The sequence below is a fragment of the Candidatus Eisenbacteria bacterium genome, from assembly GCA_013140805.1.
In the GTDB taxonomy this organism is placed as follows: Bacteria; Eisenbacteria; RBG-16-71-46; order RBG-16-71-46; family RBG-16-71-46; genus JABFRW01.
Map to the genome: position 1 here is coordinate 1 of JABFRW010000051.1, position 22,189 is coordinate 22,189.

Below are 22,189 nucleotides of genomic sequence, written 5' to 3' on the forward strand. Positions count from 1 at the left end.
GGGCGAAGCGGCGGCGGAGCTGAACTCGGATTCGCTGCCGAGATTGCGTCCGCGCTACTTGCGCGTGCCGAACCGATCGCCGAAGAAGTCGCCGGCATTCCATCGCGGAGCGGCCGGAGCGTTCGCGACTTCCCACAGCGCGAACAGGTTCATCCGAGCGAAGCGAACTGCCGAGGGCCAGTCGAAGTTCTGATTCAGATCGTCCTGTGGCGAGTGGTAGCGGGTGCGACGCCACTCGCGCACTCGTTCGAGTCCCTCATCGGTGCCGTCGGAGCCCGCAGTGGGGAAGGCGGCGGGGATGCCCTGCTTCACGAACGAGTACTGGTCGCTGCGCACGAACACCACCTGCTCGGGCGCCGGGTCGGGTGAGACCTCGAGATCGGCCGCGCGCGCCGCGCGCTCGTAGACCGGGCCGAGTGACGAGTGTTCACCGCCAAATACCACCACGCTGCGCAAGGGTGCCAGGAACAGCGCCATGTCGAGGTTGAGGTTCGCCACCAGGTGGCCTTCGCCAACACTCGGATGCTTCGCGAAGTAGTCGGAACCCTGCAGCCCTTTCTCTTCGCCGGTGAGCGCCACGAACACCAGCGAGCGTTTGGGTCGCGCATTCCCGGCGCGCAAGGCGCGTGCGATCTCGAGCATGACGGCGACGCCCGATGCATTGTCGTACGCGCCATTGTGGATCGAGTCGCCGGCGACCGGCGCGCCGATCCCGAGGTGATCGAGGTGCGCCGAGACCACCACGTACTCGCCTCGCAATCTGGGATCGCTGCCCGGAAGCACACCCACCACGTTCGAACTCGCGGCGCTCGACAGCGCGCTGACGCGTCGCCCGTTGAGCGTGCCGGCGAGCGGAAAGCCCTGCGCACGCCCCGAATCGGAGGCGGCGTAGACCTGTGCGAGGGTGCGCCGAGCGCCCTCGAACAACAGTTCGCCACCCGCGTTGCTGAGCCGCGCCATGAACTCGAGCTGCGGGTACACCTCGGTCGGCGCGCCACCCGAGTCGAGCCACTTCATGCTCGAAAAGTCGGCCTGCCTCACGCTGCGTTCCCATGGGGAGCGCAGCTCATCGGCCGGGGTGCGCACCGACACGATGCCGACCGCGCCGTGCGCGGCGGCATTGCGGTCGCGCACCAGTCCGCTCGAGTAGTGGGCGCGCGGATCGGCCGGAAAGCTCTTCGGCGCACCCGAGAGCAGCACCACGATCTTGCCGGTCACGTCGAGGTTTGCGTAGTCGTCGTAGCCGAACTCGGGCGCGGTGATGCCGTGACCCGCGAACACCATCGGAGCCTCGACGCTCCACTTCTCTCGCAACGGATCGGCGCTTGCGAGCCAGTGCTCGCGGTATCGAAACGTGACCTCGCGCCCGGCTCGGGTGATCGAGAGTCGACAGCCCGACGGGACGGTCGAGTAGCGCCGGAATGCGATCGGCTGCAGATACCCGGAGGAATCGGCGGGCTCGAGCCCCAGCGCCCGGAACTGAGCGGCCACGTAGCGCGCGGCGAGCTGGTAACCCGGTGTGCCGGTCTCGCGCCCTTCGAAGCGATCGTCGGCGAGAATCTCGATGTGGCCGCGGATCGCGTCGGCTGCAATCAGCAGGCCGGCCCGACGCGCCGGCACCGGGACCGCCGGATCGAGTCCCGGCCCGATGGTCGGCGGGGGCAGCGCGGCGCGCGTGACCGGGGTCGAGTCATCGGCCTCGTGCGCGCGCGTCGCCGTCGCCCCGAGCGTCATCGCGAGCAACACGACACTCACTCGGGTGCAACTGCGAACCGAGAACCCTCGCGCGGATCGAAGCATGACGAACCTCCGGGATCGTGATGCGCGAGACTAGCGATGCGCCCGCGACCGAGCAACGCGGGGCCGATCGGCCGACCTGGCGAGGCCGGCGACCGCCGGGCGATTGGTCCGCTTCGATCGCGCGGCTAAGATGCTTCGCATGAACGAAGACACCCGGCGACAGATCCTGTGGGCCGACGACGAGATCGACCTGTTGAGGCCGCACATCAAGTTCCTCGAGCAGAAGGGATTCGCGGTCACCGCGGTTCCGAATGGCGAGGACGCGCTTGCCGCACTCGAGCGCCAGCGCTACGACGTGGTGCTGCTCGACGAGATGATGCCGGGGCTCGGCGGGCTCGGCACGCTCGACGCGATCAAGTCGCGCAACCACACGCTGCCGGTGATCCTCATCACCAAGAGCGAGGAAGAGACGCTCATGGACGAGGCGATCGGCAAGCGCATCACCGACTACCTCATCAAACCCGTCAATCCCTCGCAAGTGTTCCTCGCCTGCAAGCGGGTGTTCGAGTCGGACCGGCTGCAGGATTCTCAGCGGGCACGCGACTACGTGGGCGAGATGCAGCGCTGGCAGGCCATCGACACGCGGCGCCTCGACTGGGCGGGGTGGGTCGATCTCACCGTCGAGTCCGCGCGCTGGGACGTGCTGTTCGACGGCATCAACGAAGAAGGACTCAAGCAGGCCCACGCGGACTTTCGACGCCCGCTCAACCTCGAATTCTCGCGCTTCATCGAAGATCAGTACCCGCGCTGGGTCAAGGACGCTGCGGAACGGCCGCGCATGTCACACGACGTGGTGCGTCACGCGGTGGTTCCGCACCTCAAGAGCGGCAAGCGCGTGGTGTTCGTGGTGATCGACTGCATGCGGCTCGATCAGTGGTTCACGCTCGAGCCGTTGCTCGAGGAGCTGTTCGAGATCCAGCACGACTACTACTGCGGAATCCTGCCGACCGCGACCCCGTACGCGCGCAACGCGATCTTCGGTGGACTTCTGCCGATCGACCTGCAGCGCCACCACCCCGATCTGTGGCAGGAGAACAGCAAGGACGAGCGCACCAAGAACCGCTTCGAACGTCAGCTGCTCGAGCACCAGCTGGAGCGGCTCAAGGCGACGCCCGAGAAGGGCCTCAAGTACCTGAAGATCTACGAGGCCGATGAGGCGCAGGCGGTGAAGCGCCAGATCCAGACGTTCTCGAACCTGTCGCTGGTCGCGATGGTGTTCAACTTCCTCGACATTCTGGCGCACGGCCGCAGTGAGAGCGAGATTCTTCAGGAGCTGGCCCCCGACGAGGCCGCGTTCCGTGCCGTGATGCGGGCGTGGTTCACGCACAGCCCGCTCTACGACATCCTGCGGGCGCTCTCGAAGCAGGACGTGACGGTCGTCATCACCACCGACCACGGTTCGGTGCTGTGCAAGCGCGCCGCGCTGGTGTATGGCAACCGCGACACCTCGACGAACCTGCGCTACAAGTTCGGGGTCAATCTGAACTGCGACACGAAGCAGGCGATCAACGCGCGCAAGCCTTCCGATTTCGCGCTGCCGGATGACGGAGTGAACAAGAACTACGTGCTGTGCCGGGAGGACTACTACTTCGTCTACCCGACGCGCTTCCACGAGTTCGAGCGTCAGTACCGCGGCTCGTTTCAGCACGGCGGCGTTTCGATCGAAGAGATGGTGCTGCCGTTGATGACGCTGACGCCACGCGGGCGTTAGGAGCCGACGCGGAAGTTGCGGATCGCTTCCATCGCCGTGTCACGACCTTCGCGCCAGTCGGCGAATCGCCACGGCACCGGAATGCGCGGCGGGATCCACAGCCGATGGTCGGTGGCCGCCGAGTTCTGCCAGGCGAGATTCGAAACGCCGACCTGGACGCCGCTGTAGGGCAGCAGCACCGGATTGGTCTCGCCGACGAAGTTCGGGCTCGATCCGGTCGGCTCGCCGACGAACATGGCGTGGGTGAAGCGGTCGAGCTGCGCCGCGAAGCAGATCGCCGCCGAGAAGGTGTGGCGTCCCGCGATCACGAACAGGTGCCCGGCGCGGTTGACCTTGCGCGCCTGCACGATCGCCTCCAGCAGCGGTCGATTGAGGAAGTTGTCGCCGCCTCCGTTCCAGCGCAGGTCGACGATCAGCCGCTCGACGTCGTGCGAGTCGATGAACCGCGCGAGCCGTTCGGCGTACTGCTCGACCGACTGGGTGTCGGCATCGGCGCAGGTGTTGTACTGGGCGACCAGCTCGCGCGTCGCCCGCTCGTAGCGCAGCACGTGGTACTGGGAGCGATCGCGGATGAAGCGCGGCAGCTCCGTGCGTGCGTCGGCCGGACGACGAATCCAGCGCGCCGGGTCGCCCGGCTGCTTCGCCAGCGTGGCGGTGCGCGAGCGTCCGGTGCGGTCGATCAGCGTCAGCGTGACACGATCGCCTCGCGCTGCGATCCCGAGGGCATGCAGGATCTGCGGATATCGGAGCTGGCGGGGCGCGACCGAGAGCACGCGCATCGGATTGTCCTGCGAGCACACGCTGTCGAGGCGCCGAAACGCGGCGTCGATCCCGACCGCTTCGACCGCGATCACACGCGCCCACAGCAGTTCCTGGTGGCTCGAGTCGGTCGCGGTCACGAACACGCCGTCGTCGAAGGCGCCGAACAGCACCGGAAGCGCAGCCTCGCGCGGACCGTCCTGAAAGGGCGGGGTCGCCTCGGAGTGGCCGTCGCCGAGCAGGCGAGCGAGCTGCATGACGCGCACGCCGAGCGCATCGTCGTCGAGCCTCGACACCGCGCGCTCGGTCGCCGCCACGGCGCTGTCGAGTTGTCCCTTCACCCGCTCGGAAAGTGCAACCGGATAGACCCGATCGATCTCGCGCCGCAGGAAGCGCAAGTCGCTCGACCAGCCGGCGGTGCGCGAGACACGGGCCGAGTCGACCCAACCGGTCATGGCGCGAAAGCGCGGGTGAGCCCACAGCGCGGCCAGGCGTCGGTCGGAGCGCAGCGTGTGCACGCGTGGCAACCCCGCCGCGAGTGCCTGGTCGAGAGCGTCGAGCGCCGAGTCGGGCTGGAGATTCGCCGCCTGACAACGCGCGATCTCGAGCCACACGCGCTGAGGTGGAAGGGCGCCGAGTTCGAGCGCGCGCCGGTACGCGGGCAGCGCGGCCTTCAACTCGCCCGTGTAGTGCAGCGACCAGCCGAGTCCCATCCAGCCCCACGGGTACGCCGGATTCTCCGCGGTGATCCTGCGATAGATCGGGAGCGCCTCGGCCCACTCGCCCTCGTCGAGCTTCTGGATGCCGACCTGGTAGGGATCGACCGGCGGCGCGGCTTCCATGCGGCGCGGCGCCAGCAGGGTCGCGGACATCACGAGCATCGCCGCGAGCGCGGCATCGGAACGACGAATCATGAGCGGTTCTCCCGGGAGTGGAGTGTCCGGCGGGCGGGCGGCCCTCGACGTGGTCGCCACTCAGTCGTTGCCGGATCCCGCGGGGTTGGAATCGAGGGACCAATCGCACCCGCGCGGGAGGAACCGGCGGCTCAGCCCAGCGTGACCACGACCTCGTGGCTGCCCGGGGCGCGCTCGAGTGGAACCCGCACGGCACCGCGGTCGATCGCGAGCGGCGCGCCGTCGAGCGTCGCGGCGGTCACGGCGCGCGCGCGGCGATTGGGATTCCGATAGCGGATGCGATACCGCGAGTGGGTGCCGGGCACCTGCCAATCGATGTTCGCCTCCGGCCACTCGTCGGGAATGCAGGGCGCCAGGCGCAGGAACTCGCCATGCTCGAGCGTCATGCCGAGCACCGATTCGATCGCGACGCGATACATCCAGCCCGCCGATCCGGTGTACCAGGTCCAGCCGCCGCGCCCGACGTGCGGTTCGGAGCCGTACACATCGGCCGCGACCACGTACGGCTCGACCTGATAGCGCGCAACGGCCGCCGCGTCGCGCGCCTGATGGATCGGGCTCAACATCGCGAGGCGACGCGCGGCGAGGTGATTCCATCCCAGCTCGGCCATGGCGCGCACCACCCACAGCGCGGCGTGCGTGTACTGGCCGCCGTTCTCGCGCACGCCCTTCACGTAGCCCTTGATGTAGCCCGGATCGTGGGGCGTGTTTTCGAACGGGGGCGCGAGCAGGCGGATGATGCCGTCGCGCTCCGAGACCAGATGCTCTTCGACCGAGCGCATGGCCTGCTCGGCGCGCTCGCGAGGGACGGCACTCGAGAGCACCGACCAGGCTTGCGCGAGCGCATCGATGCGACACTCGTCGCTCGCATGCGAGCCCAGCGGCGTGCCGTCGTCGTAGTAGCCGCGGCGATACCAGGCGCCGTCCCAGCCGGCCTGCTCGAGCGCCTGTTCGAGCTGCTTCTGATGCGCGCGCCAGCGCGCGGCGCGCTCCGGCTCGCCGCGCTGATCGGCATGCGGCGCGAACCCGGCAATCGTCGCGTGCAGGAAGAACGCCATCCACACGCTCTCGCCGCGGCCGTCGTGGCCGACGCGATTCATGCCGTCGTTCCAGTCGCCGCAGCCGAACAGCGGCAGCTGGTGCGCACCCAGAGCAAGCGACCGATCGATCGCGCGGGCGGCGTGTTCGTAGACGCTCGCGGTGATGTCGGTGGTCTGCGCTTGCAGGAACGCCTCCTGCTCGCCGGCTTCGAGTGCGCGTGCGCTCACGAACGGCGTGAGTTCGTCGAGCACGCCTGCATCGCCGGTCGCGTTCACGTAGGCGCTCGCGAGATACGGCAGCCACAACAGGTCGTCTGCGAACCGGGTGCGCATGCCGCGATCGGTCGGCGGATGCCACCAGTGGAGCACGTCGCCCTCGATGAACTGGTGCGCCGCGTTCAGCACGATCTGAGCGCGCGCCAGCGCCGGCTCGAGCCACACGAACCCCGAGGAGTCCTGCAGCTGATCTCGAAATCCGAACGCGCCGCCCGACTGGTAGAACGCGGAGCGTCCCCAGATGCGGCAACTCAGGTTCTGGTAGGGCAACCAGCGATTCACCATCTGGTCGATCACGGGTTCGGGAGTGCGAATCTGCAGCCCCTCGAAGCGTCGCTGCCACGCCGCGCGCGCCTCCTCGAGTTGCTCATCGATGGCGCCCGGTGCGCGCAGGGCGGCGAGAGTGCGCACGAGCGTGTCACGATCGGTGCTCTCGCCGAGCACCACCGAGCAGATGACGGTGGCATCCGGTGCCAGCTCGAAGCTCGACTGGAGCAGTGCCGCAGGCTCCATCGGCTGCCGTGACGCGAATTCCTCGGGAGTTCGATCGCCGAGCCCTTGACCCGCCGCCACGACGTGCGGACGTTCCGGCCGCCCCGCGGCACCCAGGAAGCTCGCGCGATCGTCGTGGTGGCGAAGCACGCTTCCCGGTGCGGCGATCAACGCAGCGAACGTCAGTCCGTCCCCGAACGTGCCCGCGAGCGTGCGACGTGCGATCAGCGCCTCGCAGGAGGAGTCGTAGTCGAGCTCGAGGCCCGGCTCGCCCGGCAGTCCGCCGAGCACCAGCCGGGTGCACGAGAACAGCGACAGCCGCCGCGCTCGACCGCTCTGATTCGTCACCTCGAAGCGGGAGACGCGCGCCGGATGATGCGGTGCGACGAATACCGCGGTGCGGTGCTCGAGGCCATCCCACGTCAGCGTCCAGGTGCTGGCGCCGGGGGCGTGCGTCACCTCGTAGTCGGCGGGCGCAGGCGCAGGTCCCGGCTGCGGAGACCAGAAGTGACCGCTCGCGTCGTCGCGAAGGTAGAGCGCCTCGGAGTGCGGATCGCGCTGCGGATCATTCGACCAGGGGGTGAGCCGATGCTCGCGGCTGTTGCGGCTCCAAGTCACTCCTGCACCGGTCTCGCTGACCACGCAACCGAAGTCCGGCGTCGCCATCACATTGGTCCACGGCATCGGCGGCAACGCGAGGCCACGTCCCGGGACATGCTGCAGCCGCATCACATAGTCGCCGGCGGGTGAAAAGCCGCCGATACCGTTGAAGTGCGCGAGCGCGGACGCCGCGGCGCCCTCGCCCGACGTGTTTCGGGGGTCGGCGCGGGGCCCGGCGCGTGGCGCCTCCGAAGCCGTCAGGCTCGCGACGCAAGCGGTGGTCGACCGAGTGGCGATCGCGTGCGCGGCCGGCGCGGGCAGATCGCCCGTCACATGAAGCGCCGCGCAGGTTGCCGCGACACGGCGCTGCGATTCGCCGAGGGCCGCGGGTGACCAGGTCACGAGCTCGTCGTTCGAGGGCACGCCGCCTGCGGCTTCGATCACCGCGGAGTCAGTGGCGAGCACGAGCAGCCGGGTCTCGAGTCCGAGCGATTTCCAGTAGCGCCGGGCGCGCAGCAGCGTCGCCAGCGAGTTCGCGCCGGCCGGCGCATCCGCGTCCACCATCACGAGCGGCGCCGTGCCCTCGAGCCCGATCTCCGCGAGCGTCGCGGCGGAGGCGGGGGACCGAGACCACGCAGCGCGCGGAGCGCGCAAGGCGGGATCGCCGTAGAGCATCGCGCAGGCGAGTGCATGGAAGGCGTTCGCTTCGGCATCGGAGACGCCGGCGCGCTGGCGACGCGCGACCTCGGCCTCGTGAGCCGCGACGCGCGAGCGCGCCGGATTGCCAGACGCCAGCAGCGCGTCGCGCATGGCGAGTGCTTCGGCAGTGGAATCGCCGATCAAGAGCGCCAGCTCGAAGCTCGCGGACGCCCCGGGTGCCAGCGTGAACGTGCGGCGCAGCGCCAGCACGGGGTCGAGCACGTTTCCGACGCCACCGCTCAGCTTCACGCCGGGATCGAGTGCCGCCGGAGTGCGCGGGTGGCGGCCCCGCCCGAGGAACTGCGCGCGGTCGCTCTCGTACTCGAGCGTGCCGGGACCTTCGAACGCGTGCAGCAGCACCGGGGGATGCTCGTCGGCTCCGCGCGGACGGCGGCGTGCCAGCAGCGCGCGTGCCTCGGGCCGCCACTCGGTCTGTACGAACAGCTTCGAGTAAACCGGATGCGATGCGTCGGCGGTCGCCGACTGCAGCACCACTTCGATGCAGGTGGTCAACTCGAGCGAGCGTTGCGCTTCACTCGAATTGCGAATCACGAGCGTGCGCAGCTCGGCGTCGCGATCGCGATCGACCCAGCACGTCTGATGGGTGTCGAGCCCGTCGGCAGAATGCGTCAGCGTCAAGGATCCCGGTGACTCGAACGCATCGCGTGCCTCGTCGTCGTCGGGCACGCCACAACCGCTCACGACCCAGTGTCGACCCCGATCCAGGTCGCGCAGGTGAATCGCCACGCCATGAAGATCCTCGAGCGCATCCGGAACCCAGCGCGTCAGCGCCACTTCGCCGCGCGCGGTACTACCGGTTCCGCGCCGCGTCAGCAGCGATCTCAGGCGCCCGTTCGAGAGCAGAGTGCCGAGCGGCGCAGGGCGCCCCGCGGGCACGGGCCGCGCAGCGGCGCGGGCGTCCGAACGGATCGCAGTCGGGTCGACGGGCATGGTGGAAAGGGCCGGGGCGCGGCGGCCCGAGGTCGAAGGGCGACGCGAAGGGAGTGGCGGAGGATTGCGGACCGGAACACCCTAGTCGACGATCCCCCGCGCACCAAGCATGCGCCTCGCAGGGCACCTGTTGTGTGGCGGCCCGGTTCGCCAACCGGATGGGCTGCGAGCAGTTGGAGGCTCATGAAAACGAGCGAGTCAGTTTCATGACCGATCGGAGGCGTGCGGGTTCACAGCAGTTTTGGTGTCGCGCAACACCATGAAACAGCCCGACATTTCCGTTGACCGACCTCGAACCCCATGTGATCGTTCGAACGGAAGACATTTCCGTTGACCGCCATGGAGCTCGCATGTAAAGGTTTTCACGCGCGCGGCCGTGCGAAAGCCGCCTCCGTGCAAGCCAGCAGGTCCTTCTCACTGTCGGATCCGCGACTGTACCCAGTGCTTCAAACCCCAGGAGGCAACGATGAAGCGGATCGGTTACACCAGTCTGGCGCTGCTCTCGGTGTTTACGTTGGCGATGGCCGCCGGCGTCGCAAATGCGACTCCAGTGCCGATCACCGGCGTGGTCACCGAGCGAATCTTCAATGACTGTCCGTTGTCGACGGTCACCACCGTCAACAATTACCCGAGCTCGATCAGCATCACGGATGCGTGGTCGGATCTGTGCGTCGGGTTCGCGAATCGCCACAACTGGCGCTTCTCGACGGACGGCTCGAGTTCAGCGGTGTTCGGAAACAACAACGACTTCAAGTACTCGGCCGTGATGGAGATCGTCGGCTCGGGCACGTGTGAAGCCGGTCTCGAAGTCGCTCCGTGGTGGTCGCCGGACGCCGGCGGCCGCATCCAGGCGCGCATTCCGGACGGCGAGATCGCATGCTTCGACGGTCGTCTGCCGTTCTACTCGTTCAGCAACCCGGCCGGCCACAACCTGCGCTACACCGGTGGCAAGATCACGATGGAGATCGAGTACCACGAGAACGGTCTGAGCTCGGGCAGCCCGGCGACGATCGAGTATCGCGTGGTCTACAACAACGTGAGCTACACCAGCGGACCGCTGCCGTTCGACCAGGCCAACCCGGCCGAAGATCCGCCGCACGGCCAGTGGGGCATGCTCGACCCGGCCTACGTCGGTGGCATGGCGCAGACCAACAACGGTACGGCCGGAACCGGTCGCACCTACGTCGTGAACTGGGAAGACATCAGCTTCACCTGCTTCGACTGCGCCACGTCGGCTCAGAAGAGCACGTGGGGTCGTCTGAAGTCGCTCTACCGGTAGTCTTCGCCGCACGCAGCAATTCGCGGGCGCCCGGCCTCGGTCGGGCGCCCGTGTCATTGAGGGAGATCCCGTGTCGACGAGCGACGACGTCCGGTTTCCGGACGGCTTCTTGTGGGGTGCGGCAACCTCGGCGTACCAGATCGAGGGCTCGCCACTGGCCGATGGCGCGGGTCCCAGCATCTGGCATCGCTTCGCGCACACGCCGGGGCGGGTGCTGAATGGCGACACCGGCGACATCGCATGTGATCACTACCGCCGATGGCCGGCCGACATCGAGCTGATGAAGTCGCTCGGACTCACCAGCTATCGTCTCAGTATTTCGTGGTCGCGAGTGATGCCTGACGGACGCGGCGTTCTGAATCCGGCCGGTGTCGCTTTCTACGACCGCCTCATCGATGCGCTGCTCGCGGCCGGCATTCGCCCGATGGTGACGCTCTATCACTGGGACCTGCCCGCGGCGCTCGACGATCAGGGCGGGTGGCTCAATCGCGACATCGTCGGGTGGTTCGCGGACTACGCGACCGCGATGTACGGCGCGTTCGACGATCGGGTCGCGCTGTGGTGCACACTGAACGAGCCGTGGGTCGTGGTGGATGCCGGGTATCTGTTCGGCGTGAATGCGCCGGGGCACGCGAATGTGTACGAGGCTCCGATCGCGTCGCATCACCTGCTGCTCGCACATGCGGAGGCGGTGCGAGCCTACCGGGCGGTGGGGCGACATCAGGTCGGGTTGGTGGTGAACCTCGAGCCCAAGGATGCCGCGAGCGACTCCGCGGCCGATCGCGCGGCGGTGGTGCGCGCCGACGCCTACATGAACCGCCAATACCTCGACCCCGTCTTTCTCGGCCGCTATCCGAGTGAAATGGGCGAGATCTTCGGCGATGCGTGGCCTCGGCACGACACGGCCGATCTGGCGCGCATCCAGGAACCGTTCGACTTCCTGGGCGTCAACTACTACACGCGCAAGGTGACCCGGCACGATCCGGCCCGGGCTCCGGTGTTCGAGTCCGGTGTGCCGGTGGCGGAGGAGTTGCGCATGACGACCGGCTGGGAGGTCCATCCGCCGAGCTTCGGTCGTATTCTGCGGTGGGTGCGGGAACGTTACGGCGCGATTCCGATCTACGTCACCGAGAACGGCGGCGCATTCGCCGATCCCGCGCGCGCGACCGACGGACGCATCGAGGATCCGCGCCGCGTCGACTACTACCGCTCGCACCTCGCGCAGGTTCGCCAGGTGATTCGCGAGGGCGTCGACGTGCGCGGTTACTACGCGTGGTCGCTGCTCGACAACTTCGAGTGGGCGAGCGGCTACTCGATTCGCATGGGCCTTGCGCATGTGGACTACGAGACCCAGCAGCGCACCGTCAAGGCGAGCGGCGAATTCTATCGGGAAGTAATCCGGACTCGCGGCGCCGCGCTCGAAGACCGCACGCCGCTCACTCCCACTCAGCGATAGTTCGCCTTGAGCTGGCCCCACGACGCATTGCGCGTCGGCGTCGGTGTGGTCGGGCCGCGGTAGATCTCGACTCCCGCGATGTCGAGGAAGTGGCCCTGCTCGGACACGATCACCTGGGCGCCGGTGATGGGATCGACCCGGAAGAGAGCCCCCGAGCAGACCGGTGGGTCGCCTGCCGGATGGCACCCGATTTCGCCCTGATTGTCCGCGACGAGGATCATTCCATCTTCCTCGGCCGCGACCCCGAACGGTGTCTTGAACGAGTTTCCGGATGACACCGGAGCCACGGCGCCGATCTCGGGAAAGACCTTGGACACGGCCTTCGCAAAGTACTCGGTGATCAGAATGTTTCCATCCGCAGTCGCGGCCATGGCGTAGGGATTCATGAACGCCGTGTTCGCCGCGCGAGTGGTGACGCCGGTCGAGAGATCGAGTCGGCACACGTGAAAGCTCGGCTGAATGACCGAATCCGCCAGCGCGACATACGCCAGGGTATCGGAGGTGATCGCGAACGAGTAGATGATCCCGGGCTTGATCATCGACTGCTGGCCGGTGATCGCGTCGATCCGGATCACTCCCTGGGATGCGCCCCCGTTGACCGCGTAGAGATAGCCGTCGGGTCCGATGTCGAGGGTCAGCGGTGACTGCAGGGTTCCGCCCCCGCTCACGAACGTGGCCGCTCCGGTCGAAGAGTCGATGCGATAGATGGTCCCACCCGGACCGTCGAGGGCGTACACGTCACCGGCCGCATTCGTGGTGACATCCGTGTACCCATGGCCGTTGATGTAACCCGTGAACAGACGCTGTTCGGTGCCGGCCGCGTCCACGAGGATCAAGCCGTTCATGCGATCGGCCACCAGAATGTCGCCATGTCGCAGTGCCCAGGCGTGGGCAGGCGAGAGGCTGAGCAGTCCAAGCGCGAGAATGCCGGCGAGGTGCCGCGGGAAGTTCGTCATGTTCGCCACCTTGCGCGCCGCGCCGCGCGAGCGCAATGGTGATTGCGCTTGGCGCCGAGCCCATCGGCCTGCGACCGCAGCGCGGGGTTCGTGATTATGGCGTCAGCAGAACCGTCGCAGGCAGTGACCGCACCACGACTTCGCCCTGGGACGTGATCGTCAGCGACTTGCCGTTCAGAGTCGCGCGCGAGCGGGAGTGGATGCCCGGAGCCGCGACGACCAGCCCGCCCCGCGGAATGCGCGGGCCTGCCGCGATCTCCACGACCACGCCGCGCCCCTCCGCGCGCATCCGGTAGGACAGCCGGCCGTACCAGGTGTTCAGGTCGCGCACCGCAACTCCTTCACCCTCTCGAAGCCAGGAGTCGGGAATGCCCGCACCGATCACCAGCGCGTCGTCGCGCTCGCGCTCGAACGCGAACAGGTCGAGCACCGAGCGCACGTAGTCGGAGCCCACCCAGGTGTGCGGAATGTCGCCGACGAAGCGCGCGCGATCGGGGGCGTTCCACACCACTTCGGCCCACTGGGCCCACCCGGCCGGCGAGCGGTGCTCGAGGAACCACGACAACAGTTCCTGCGCGCGGTCACGCCATCCGAGACGCACGAACGCCCCGACGTTGCGGATCTCGTAGGGCGTGAAGGCTTCCCACTTCTCGCGGCCGTCACGGCGCTTGCGAAAGAAGTCCCAGTAGCGCTCGAAGGTGTTGAGGATCGTTCCGGGCGGCGCGACGTCCATCGCCTGCACGGGCGAGACCGCGATGGTCGTGGAGGTCGCGTCGAAGTCGCCGAGATCCGCGCAGCCGGGCACGTAGCCGATGCGGTGACGGCGCTGCGTGGCTCGAATCGAGGCGGCGAAATCGCGCCGGAACGCTGCGCGTACCGAGTCGATGTGGCGCGCGGCGGCCGGGTGTCCCAGCGTCTCGCCGAGGTAGACGGCATCTTCGAGGCCCTGCAACGCCCAGAAGTCGTCCCAGTAGGAATGCATCGGCTTGGCCGAGTAGCCCTCGTGACTGATCGAGGGCGGCAGGATGCCGAAGAACTCGGCCCGCGAGCGCGCGCGCCACTGCGCGCCGAGCCGCTGGTGGCGCAGCGAATCGATGTAGCCAGCGGCGGCCAGCGCATGCGGCCACAGCTTCGCGGCCGTGGTGCGATCGTCCGTGTGACGAAGGTATTCGGCCAGCAGGTAGATGAACTGACCGTGACTGTCGTGCTCGGGGACCGGATCCGAGCCGCGCGCATCCACGCAGCACGGCACCTTTCCATCGCCGTACTGGAACGGAGCGAACCACTCGAGGAAGCGCTTGACCGGCTCCGGCTGCCCCCAGCGCAGCAGCGCGGACGAAGTCAGCGAGCCGTCGCGAATCCACGAACGCGCGTAGGCTCGGGATCCCGGCTGAATCGCAGGGCCGTCGCGATTGACGTGGATCCAGGCGATCTGAGCGGCCAGTGAGCGCTCGACTTCGCGCGCCGAGGGCGGCAGCCGGATCTCGGCGCTGCCCAGCAGCTCGCTCCAGTCGCGAACTTCGCCCTCGATCAGCGGCGTCACCCACGACGAGACTCGAACGCGCCCGGGACCCTCGGGAGCCAGCGTCGCGTCTGCGGACCGCGGGTGATCCAGCTCGAGGGCCACGCGCAACGAGTCGCCGGGCCGCAGGTCGAATGCGTAAGCGAGTGCACCCGATGCGCGAGCGAATGGATCCCGAACCGCGCGCGCGTGCGGCACGACCCCGCGCGCCAGATACTCGACCACGTCACCGGCATCGTAGGTTGCCGCGCCCCAGCCGGTCGGTGACGGTGCGGCATGCACGCTCGCGCCCTCGCCGAGATCGATGCGATCGCCGACCCGCGCGAGTGTGGCGAGCGGCGCGACCCCGCCGAGTTGATTCAGGAACTGGGCCGGCGGATTGACCTGAAACGGTCGCGCGGCCAGGAACAACGTGCCCGCGCGGCGTGTGGCGCTCCGATTCACGACGCGATAGACCACCAGCGTGCGCAGGCCCGGCAGTTCGGGCGCGGACATCGGCGCCGCGGTCACGGTCAGCTCGACCGGTGCACCGCTCCAGGTGACCGAGGGAATCGGCAGTCGCCCGTCGCGCAGCGTCTGAGCGGAGCGGACATCCGCCCACGTCCACAACCGGTGGTCGACCCACAGGAACGGCTCGATCGACGGCTGGCCCGTACCCAGATCGACCGCGCCGTCCTCCGAGACGAAGCTCTCGTCGCCACCACCGGCGGAGCCGACCACCGACCAGAACTGCATCTCCCCGCGCATGCCGCGCGGATAGTGGCCGCGCGGGGCCGTTCGCGCGATGCGTTCGTAGAACGCATTCGCCGACGCCCCGAGTTCGAGCGCCAGCAGCGAAACATCGGCGAGCCCGATCGAACGCGCGCGCGCGCGCTTGCTGCTCGGCGTCGCGATGCGGATCAGGCGCGCTTCACTCTCGGGCAGCGACAGCCAATCGGTCCCGCCGTTACCGCCACGCACCTCGCGCGCCGTGCGCCACGCGACGCCGTCGGAGGACAGGCGGACGTCATAGTCGCCGGGGGGATTCGCGTCCTCCCATTGCAGTTTCAGCCCGCCGAACTCGCGCTCGGCGCCGAGATCGAGTTCCAGCCACGGCGCGGCGTCCTGGGCACTCGAGCGCCACGCGGTACTCGAATCGGCGTCGGCCGCGCGGGACGCCGCGAAGCCGGCAACCGACGACGAGGCACGAGCTGCGAGCGGGGGAGGCGTGGCGCTGGGCGCTGCGAGCTCCTCGAACGACAATTCGTCGAACCACACCGTGCCCTTGCCGCCGCTGCCCGCGGTGATCGCGAACTCGATGGCGGCGACGCGCTTCATCGGGCCGCCGCCGGCGGGACCCCATGCGAACTCGATCTGGCGCTGCTTGGTGGTGACGGTTTCCCAGGTGCGCGGGAAGACGAAGTCGCGTCGGTTCTTCCACCACACGTTCTCGCCACTCGGATCCAGCAGCTTGAACTCGAGTGTCTGAGGGGCGGTCGCCCCCTTCACGCGCACGCGGAAGCGATAGTTGGGCGGCAGCTCGAGTGCGAGCGGCCGCTGAAGCACCGCGTAGCCGCCGCCTTTCTGGAAATCGAAATCGACGCGCAGCGCGTTGCCCGTCTCTCCGGGCTCGACCGAGAGTCGCATCTGCACACCGCTCGCCGGCAGCGGCTTCCAGACCGAGGCGTCCTCGAAGGCGTCGAGCACCGTGACGGCGCCACACGCGGGGCGCGCGATTGCAGCGGAGCTCAGCAGCATCGTGAGCACCAGCATCAGCACCGGCGAGTGTGTCGGTGCGCTCATCCCTTGGTGCTCCCCATCATCACGCCCTCCACGTAGAAGCGCTGCAGGGCGAGGAACAGCACCACCACCGGCAGCACCGTGAGTACTGCGCCCGCCATCATCAGTTCGGTGTCCTGCACGTGCTCGCCGACCAGGCTTGCGATCGCGACCGGCAGCGTGAAGCGCTTCTCGTCGGACAGCACGATCAGCGGCCACAGGAAGTCGTTCCAGGTCGCGAGGAAGTTGAAGGCCGCCTGCACCGCGAGGATCGGCTGGATGACCGGCAGCACCACCTCCCAGAAGATCCGCTTCTCGGACGCGCCGTCGATGCGCGCAGCGTCGAGCAGGTCGTCGGGGATCGAGAGCGCGTACTGGCGCACCATGAAGATGCCGAACACGCTGCACAGGTACGGCACCATCACGCCGAACATCGTGTTGAGGAAGCCCATCTTCTGCAGCAGCAGGAACAACGGCAGCATCCCCACCTGCGTCGGGATCACGAGCGCGCCGAGCAGAATGTGGAACAGCGCATCGCGCCCACGGAACTTGAGCTTTGCGAACGCATAGCCGGCCATCGCATTGAGCATCACCGACACGGCGGTGGTGACCACCGTGACGAACAGGCTGTTGAGGAAATTGCGCCCCAGATTGAGGCGCGTGAACAGCTCACGGTAATGGTCGAGCGTCGGACGGCTCGGCAGCAGCGGCGGCGGAAACTGATTCGCCTCGCCGGCCGGCATCAGCGACGCCGAGATCATCCACGCCAGCGGAACGAGCGTCAGCGCCGCGAGGATCACGAGCGTGGCGTTCACCAACACTGCCGGCCCCGCGCGCTTCATGCGCCACGACCCTTCTGGATGCGCAACTGGATCATCGCGCCAATCAGCATGATCCCGAACAGCAGGAACGCGATCGAGGACGCGAGCCCGAGGCGCCACCATCGGAAGCCCTGCTCGTACATGAGCAGCACAATGCTGACGGTGCTGCGAAGCGGTCCGCCCTGCGTCATCACGTAGGGCTCCGGAAACAGCTGGAAGCTCGCCACCATGGTGTTGATCCCGACGAACAGGAAGGTGGGGGCGAGCGCCGGCAGCGTGATGTGGCGGAACTGAGCGAGGCCGCCCGCACCGTCGAGCCGCGCGGCCTCGTAGTGCTCCGCGGGGATGCTCTGCAGCCCGGCGACGAAGATCAGCATGTTGTAGCCGAAGTTCTTCCACACCGCGAGGATGATGATCGAGAACAGCGCGAGGTGCGGATCGCCGAGCCAGTCGGGGCCCTGGATACCGAGCCCCGCCAGCGCGGAGTCGATGAGTCCGTAGCGCGGGTGGTAGAGGTAGCGCCACACGATCGCGACCGCGACCAGCGTGGTGACGACCGGCATGTAGAAAATCACGCGAAAGGTCGACTTGAAGCGCGCCAGCTTCGCGTTCACGAGCACCGCGGCGACCAGCGATGCCGCCACCGACAGCGGGCCGCCGACCAGCACGTAGACGAAGGTGTTGCGCAGCGCGTTCCAGAACTCGGGGTCGGTGAGCGCCTGCTGGTAGTTGCGCCCGCCGATCCAGCGAGCGACCGAGGGATCGCCGATCGCGTAGATGTCGAAGTCGGTGAAGCTCATCACGAATCCGGTGACGACCGGCACCACGAAGAACACCGCGATCAGGATCAGGGCCGGCGCAAGGAACACCCACGCCGTCGCATCCTGCCTCCGCAACGCGCGCACCGTCATCGCGTTCGCTCCAGGCATCGCCGCGCCGAGGGCCGCGCGATCATCGCCTGTGCTCCAGCAGCCAGCGCCGTTTTTCGAGCATGCGATCGACCTCGCGATCGAGCGAGCGGAGTGCCACGTCGGGGGCGACGCTGCCGCGCACCGCGCGCTCGGCCCAATCCTGCAGCCGGATCGCGATCGGCTCCCACTCCGGCACCTTGGGCCACGGTGCGACGCGTTCCATCTGGCGTCCGAAGGCCGCGGTCGCAGGATCGCGTGTGAGCGCAGAGTCGCGCCACGCTTCGACGCGGGCCGGCAGATCGCCGGTGAGCTCGTAGAAGCGCACCTGCTGATCGGGCCGCGACAGGAACTCCATCAGCTTCCACGCTTCCTCGGGGTGACGGGTGCCGCGAAACATCACGAGCGAGGATCCGCCGGCCATCGAGAGCCCCGGGCCGTCGGGGCCCGGCAGCGGGGCGGTGGTCCACTGCGATTGCGCCGCGGGAGACAATCGGCGCCGGAACTCGCCGAGGTTCCAGGGACCGGTGATCACCATTGCGAAGTAGCCGCGTTCGAACTCCTGGTACATGTTCGCGATCTCGCTGTTCGAGAGCGGCGGAGCGAGGTGGCTCTTGAACAGGTCGACGAAGAACGTGAATGCGCCCGCGAACTCCGGCTGCGAGAACGCGCCGCGCGTCGCATTGTCGCGCAGGATCGGAGAGCCCGCCTGGAGCCCCAGGATCATGGGTGGATTCCATTCGTTGACCGGAAGGAAGATCGCAAATCGCTCCGGTCCCACCACGCGCTTGATCGCTTCCATCGCGCGTCGCCACTCGGCCCAGGTGGTCGGCATCTCACGGTAGCCGGCCTGTGCGAGCAGATCGCGCCGATAGAAGAGCACGCGCGTGTCGACATACCAGGGCAGTCCGTACACCTGGCCGTCGACGACGTTGCCATCCCAGCTTCCGGCGAAGAAACCACGCGCCGACACGGTGCTCGAGGTGTCGACGAATCCATCGAGCGGCCGCAGTGCGCGCAGCGCCACGAACTCGGCGATCCAGGTATTGCCGAGCTGCGAGAGGTCGGGCGCTGATCCGCCGACCTGCGCGGTGAGCAGCTTCTCGTGTGCGGCCGACCACGGGATCTGCTGGACTTCGACGCGCACGCCGGGATTCTCGAGTTCGAAGTCCCGCACCAGCTCCTCGACCACCTCGCCCTCGCGGCCCATCGCCCAGAAGCGCAGCGTCACCTGATTCGGCGCCGGCGCGCAGCTCACGAATGCGGGCAGCACGGCGATCAAACACCACGCGATGGCGCGCGCGGAGCTCCTCATGGAGCGGAGGGTGCGCGGTCGAGCCAGCCGCCCGTGAAGCCGGCGCGGCGCAGTCCACGAATCAGATGAGGATTGGTCCGCATGTGTTTCCACACCAGTTCGGAGCGCAGGTTCTCGATCATGCACACGATCGGCCCCTCGTCGATTCCGAGCCAGTCCGTGTCGAACCAGCCGACGCCCGGGACCACCTGACCATGCTGCAGCCGAATGGGCTGGTCGAGCGAGGGATTGAACGCGTCGAGGAATCCATATCGTCCATAGAGCGGTGCGCCGTATTTTTCTCGCATCGCCATCAGTGAGGGAATCACCACCTCGGGCGCGAATGCGATCGAGCCCGCGGCCGCAGTCGGAGCCAGCGTGCCATCGTCCTCGACGTGGAAGAACGCCGCTCCGCGCGCGGAGTAGGTGCGCAGCTTGCGCGACTTGCCGAGCAGCATGAGCGTCGTGTCGACGGGCCCGTCACATGCCGAGAGGCCCCACACCTCCGCTCCGTAGTCCTTCCAGCCGTTGGGATTCCGGATCGCATAGTCGCGCTGGGCGAGGGTCGCGCGGCGCGAGTTCTCGAAATAGTCGATGCCCTTCGCGCGCATGTACGAATCGGCGATGCCGCGGAAGTCCACCCAGATGTGCGAGTACTGGTGCCCGAACAGGGGCGGAAATCCCAGGTGCTCGTGGCCCTCGAACGTGCCCCACTGGTAGTTCTGGGTCCACGCCTGCCACGCCTCGGGCTCGACCGGATGAGTCGGCGAGCCGAGCGCCAGAATCATCATGATCATCGCCTCGTTGTAGCCCCGCCAGTCGTAGGGAATGAAGCCTTCCTCCGGGCTCCAGGCCAGCGCGATCGTCGGTGGGCGCACCTGGGCCCACTTCCAGTCGACGCGGCGATAGAGCGACTCGGCGAGCGCTCGAATCTCGACTTCGGCAGCATCACCTTGATCGAAGTACGACTGGCAGAACAGCGCCCCCCCGAGCAGCAGGCCGGAGTCGACGGTCGAAAGTTCGACCTGCTCGAATCGACGCCCGGTGCCGGGCTCGAGGAAGTGGTAGTAGAAGCCGCGATACCCGGTGGCGCTGGCGCTCGAGTCGTGCGGCGCCGTCCAGAGGAATCGCAACGTCGCCAGCACGCGCCGGGCGGCCGCCGCGCGCGTGACCCAGCCGCGTTCCGCTCCGATCGGATAGGACGTGAGCGCAAATCCCATCGCTCCGGTGCTCGCGAACGAAGGCGTCGGGTAGCGATCCGGAGTGAGCCCCCGCGTGGTGTCACCGAGCTCCCAGAAGTAGAGAAAGCTGTGGCGTTGGAGCGAGTCGACGAACGCCTCGACCCGGGGCTCGGAGAGCCCGAGCGCACTCGCCTGCGATCGAACCTGAGCCTCGCGACACGACCCGATCGGAAGTGCCACCACCAACGCGACCAGGAGCGCCCAACGTCGCGCGAAGATTCCGGCGCATCCAGCCGACCACACGGTCATTCGACCTCCGGAAGGCAGTTGAGCAGCGGGGTGGCGAGGTGTGGATGGGGCTTGAGCACGAGGCGAATCGAGTGCGAGGGTGTAACCGCTTACATCCAAGTGCCTTCCCTGTCAATGATTAGCTTGTGAGGCGAAGATTGTTGATGCCTCGAATTCGGCACGTTCGACCACCGAAAATCGGGCTCTGGCACACCCGGTTCACGACTCGAGTCGGCGAAATTCTCGGCCTTCCTGGCCCCATTTCAGCCATCCACAATCTTCGCCACACAACCAAAGCGTTGACAGCGGAGTGACAGCGATGTAATCGTTTTCACAACGAACTCACCCCGCCGCCTTTTCCCGAGCGAGCGGCCCTCCCAGCCCTTCGGAGTGCCCATGGCAACCATTCGTGACGTGGCCCGCGAGGCGGGCGTCTCGATCGCCACTATCTCACGTGTTTTCAACGCCAGCGCGCGCGTGAGCGAAGACACGACCTCACGGGTCCGCGAAGTGGCGGAGCGCATGGGGTACTGGCCCAACGGTGCCGCCCGCAGCCTTATCACCAAGCGGACCAACGCGATCGGCGTGCTGCTGCCCGACCTCTATGGCGAGTTCTTCTCCGAGGTGATTCGCGGCATCGATCTCACGGCGCGGCGCGAGGGCTATCACCTGGTGGTTTCGAGCTCCCACGCCGATTCCAACGAGCTGCTGACCGCGCTCCAGACGGTGCGAGGACGCATCGACGGCTTGATCGTGATGGCACCCGATCTGGCCGACTCGGCTCCGTTCGACGAATCGGCGCTGCGCTTTCCGATCGTGCTCGTCAATCCCGGCTTCACGACGACTCGCTGTGCCTCGGTCAGCACCGACAACGTCACGGGTGCCCGCGCGATGGTGCGTCACCTGGCGGCGCTGGGTCATCGCGAGATCGCCTTCATCGGCGGACCGCCTTCGAATCTCGATGCGCGCCAGCGTCAGCAGGGCTACCACGAGGCGCTCGCCGAGCTCGGCCTGCCGGCGACCCCGGGGCTCGAGGTCACAGGATCGTTCACCGAGTCGTCGGGCTTCGAGGCGACGCGCGAGTTGCTGTCGCGCACTCGTCGCCTGGGCGCGATCTTCTGCGCGAACGACTGCATGGCGGTCGGCGCGATGAGTGCGCTTCGCCAGGCGGGACTGCGCGTCCCGGACGACGTGGCACTCGCCGGCTTCGACGACATTTCGATCGCCAGCTATCTCACGCCACGCCTCTCCAGTGTGCGAGTCGAGGCTTCACGCCTCGGCGAACGCGCGGTTCAGCTGCTGCTCGGCTGTCTCGCGCGCGTGGCGGCCCCCGGGCCGCGGCAGCCGATGCCGCACGAGATTCTCCCGACCTCGCTCGTGGTTCGCGAGTCGAGTGGTGCCACGCCTGATCGAGTGATGCAGACCGCCAACGGCTCGGCGGTGCCAAGCTCCTGATTCCAACCGGATCGCCCACCGCGGTCCGT

The 22,189-nt window shown here is 67.7% G+C and carries 13 protein-coding genes; 4 read left to right on the top strand and 9 right to left on the bottom strand.

The window, feature by feature from the left end:
• Positions 1–54: 54 nt before the first annotated feature.
• Positions 55–1,800, bottom strand: a complete 1,746-nt coding sequence (locus HOP12_04635; GenBank protein ID NOT33440.1) for a M20/M25/M40 family metallo-hydrolase — start codon at positions 1,798–1,800, stop codon at positions 55–57.
• A 139-nt stretch (positions 1,801–1,939) separates the two neighbouring features.
• Between HOP12_04635 and HOP12_04640 the strand changes: the two genes are divergently transcribed.
• Positions 1,940–3,511: a response regulator gene (locus HOP12_04640; GenBank protein NOT33441.1), complete on the top strand. Its 1,572-nt coding sequence runs from the start codon at positions 1,940–1,942 to the stop codon at positions 3,509–3,511.
• Here the strand turns inward: HOP12_04640 and HOP12_04645 are convergent.
• Both HOP12_04645 and HOP12_04650 read right to left on the bottom strand, forming a co-directional pair.
• Positions 3,508–5,184 (bottom strand): hypothetical protein, encoded by a 1,677-nt coding sequence (locus HOP12_04645; protein ID NOT33442.1) that lies wholly within the window; start codon positions 5,182–5,184, stop codon positions 3,508–3,510. The genes HOP12_04640 and HOP12_04645 overlap by 4 nt on opposite strands.
• Before the next feature lie 131 nt (positions 5,185–5,315).
• Entirely contained in the window at positions 5,316–9,188 is a 3,873-nt protein-coding gene (locus HOP12_04650) for a glycosyl transferase (protein ID NOT33443.1), read from the bottom strand.
• Positions 9,189–9,708: 520 nt separating this feature from the next.
• Here HOP12_04650 and HOP12_04655 point away from each other — a divergent pair.
• Together HOP12_04655 and HOP12_04660 are read left to right on the top strand one after the other, a co-directional pair.
• The gene (locus tag HOP12_04655; protein ID NOT33444.1) at positions 9,709–10,521 is read left to right on the top strand and encodes a hypothetical protein; all 813 of its coding nucleotides are present in this window, start codon (positions 9,709–9,711) and stop codon (positions 10,519–10,521) included.
• A gap of 70 nt (positions 10,522–10,591) precedes the next feature.
• Positions 10,592–11,977, top strand: coding sequence for a beta-glucosidase (locus HOP12_04660; protein ID NOT33445.1), 1,386 nt, complete (start codon positions 10,592–10,594; stop codon positions 11,975–11,977).
• On the opposite strand, the gene HOP12_04665 is transcribed toward HOP12_04660, so the two are convergent.
• The 6 genes from HOP12_04665 to HOP12_04690 all read right to left on the bottom strand — a co-directional run bounded on the left by HOP12_04665 (position 11,968) and on the right by HOP12_04690 (position 20,726).
• Positions 11,968–12,933 (bottom strand): hypothetical protein, encoded by a 966-nt coding sequence (locus HOP12_04665; protein NOT33446.1) that lies wholly within the window; start codon positions 12,931–12,933, stop codon positions 11,968–11,970. The genes HOP12_04660 and HOP12_04665 overlap by 10 nt on opposite strands.
• 94 nt (positions 12,934–13,027) lie before the next feature.
• A complete protein-coding gene (locus tag HOP12_04670; GenBank protein NOT33447.1) occupies positions 13,028–16,237 on the bottom strand; it encodes a coagulation factor 5/8 type domain-containing protein in 3,210 nt (1,069 codons plus the stop codon).
• Positions 16,234–17,055: a carbohydrate ABC transporter permease gene (locus HOP12_04675; protein ID NOT33448.1), complete on the bottom strand. Its 822-nt coding sequence runs from the start codon at positions 17,053–17,055 to the stop codon at positions 16,234–16,236. Before HOP12_04675 ends, HOP12_04670 begins: the two co-directional genes overlap by 4 nt.
• The gene (locus HOP12_04680) at positions 17,052–17,945 is read right to left on the bottom strand and encodes a sugar ABC transporter permease (GenBank protein NOT33449.1); all 894 of its coding nucleotides are present in this window, start codon (positions 17,943–17,945) and stop codon (positions 17,052–17,054) included. The genes HOP12_04675 and HOP12_04680 overlap by 4 nt, the downstream gene beginning before the upstream one ends.
• 40 nt (positions 17,946–17,985) lie before the next feature.
• The gene (locus tag HOP12_04685; GenBank protein ID NOT33450.1) at positions 17,986–19,212 is read right to left on the bottom strand and encodes a sugar ABC transporter substrate-binding protein; all 1,227 of its coding nucleotides are present in this window, start codon (positions 19,210–19,212) and stop codon (positions 17,986–17,988) included.
• 41 nt (positions 19,213–19,253) lie between these two features.
• Entirely contained in the window at positions 19,254–20,726 is a 1,473-nt protein-coding gene (locus HOP12_04690; GenBank protein NOT33451.1) for a Tat pathway signal protein, read from the bottom strand.
• Between the two features lie 375 nt (positions 20,727–21,101).
• Here HOP12_04690 and HOP12_04695 point away from each other — a divergent pair, with 375 nt between their 5' ends.
• Complete coding sequence (locus HOP12_04695; protein NOT33452.1) at positions 21,102–22,160, top strand: LacI family DNA-binding transcriptional regulator; 1,059 nt, start codon at positions 21,102–21,104, stop codon at positions 22,158–22,160.
• Positions 22,161–22,189 lie beyond the last annotated feature (29 nt).

Coding starts and splice junctions, on each gene's coding strand:
- HOP12_04635 (NOT33440.1), bottom strand. CDS start 1,800: ATGCTTCGATCCGCGCGAGGGTTCTCGGTTCGCAGTTGCACCCGAGTG.
- HOP12_04640 (NOT33441.1), top strand. CDS start 1,940: ATGAACGAAGACACCCGGCGACAGATCCTGTGGGCCGACGACGAGATC.
- HOP12_04645 (NOT33442.1), bottom strand. CDS start 5,184: ATGATTCGTCGTTCCGATGCCGCGCTCGCGGCGATGCTCGTGATGTCC.
- HOP12_04655 (NOT33444.1), top strand. CDS start 9,709: ATGAAGCGGATCGGTTACACCAGTCTGGCGCTGCTCTCGGTGTTTACG.
- HOP12_04665 (NOT33446.1), bottom strand. CDS start 12,933: ATGACGAACTTCCCGCGGCACCTCGCCGGCATTCTCGCGCTTGGACTG.
- HOP12_04670 (NOT33447.1), bottom strand. CDS start 16,237: ATGAGCGCACCGACACACTCGCCGGTGCTGATGCTGGTGCTCACGATG.
- HOP12_04675 (NOT33448.1), bottom strand. CDS start 17,055: ATGAAGCGCGCGGGGCCGGCAGTGTTGGTGAACGCCACGCTCGTGATC.
- HOP12_04680 (NOT33449.1), bottom strand. CDS start 17,945: ATGACGGTGCGCGCGTTGCGGAGGCAGGATGCGACGGCGTGGGTGTTC.
- HOP12_04690 (NOT33451.1), bottom strand. CDS start 20,726: ATGACCGTGTGGTCGGCTGGATGCGCCGGAATCTTCGCGCGACGTTGG.
- HOP12_04695 (NOT33452.1), top strand. CDS start 21,102: ATGGCAACCATTCGTGACGTGGCCCGCGAGGCGGGCGTCTCGATCGCC.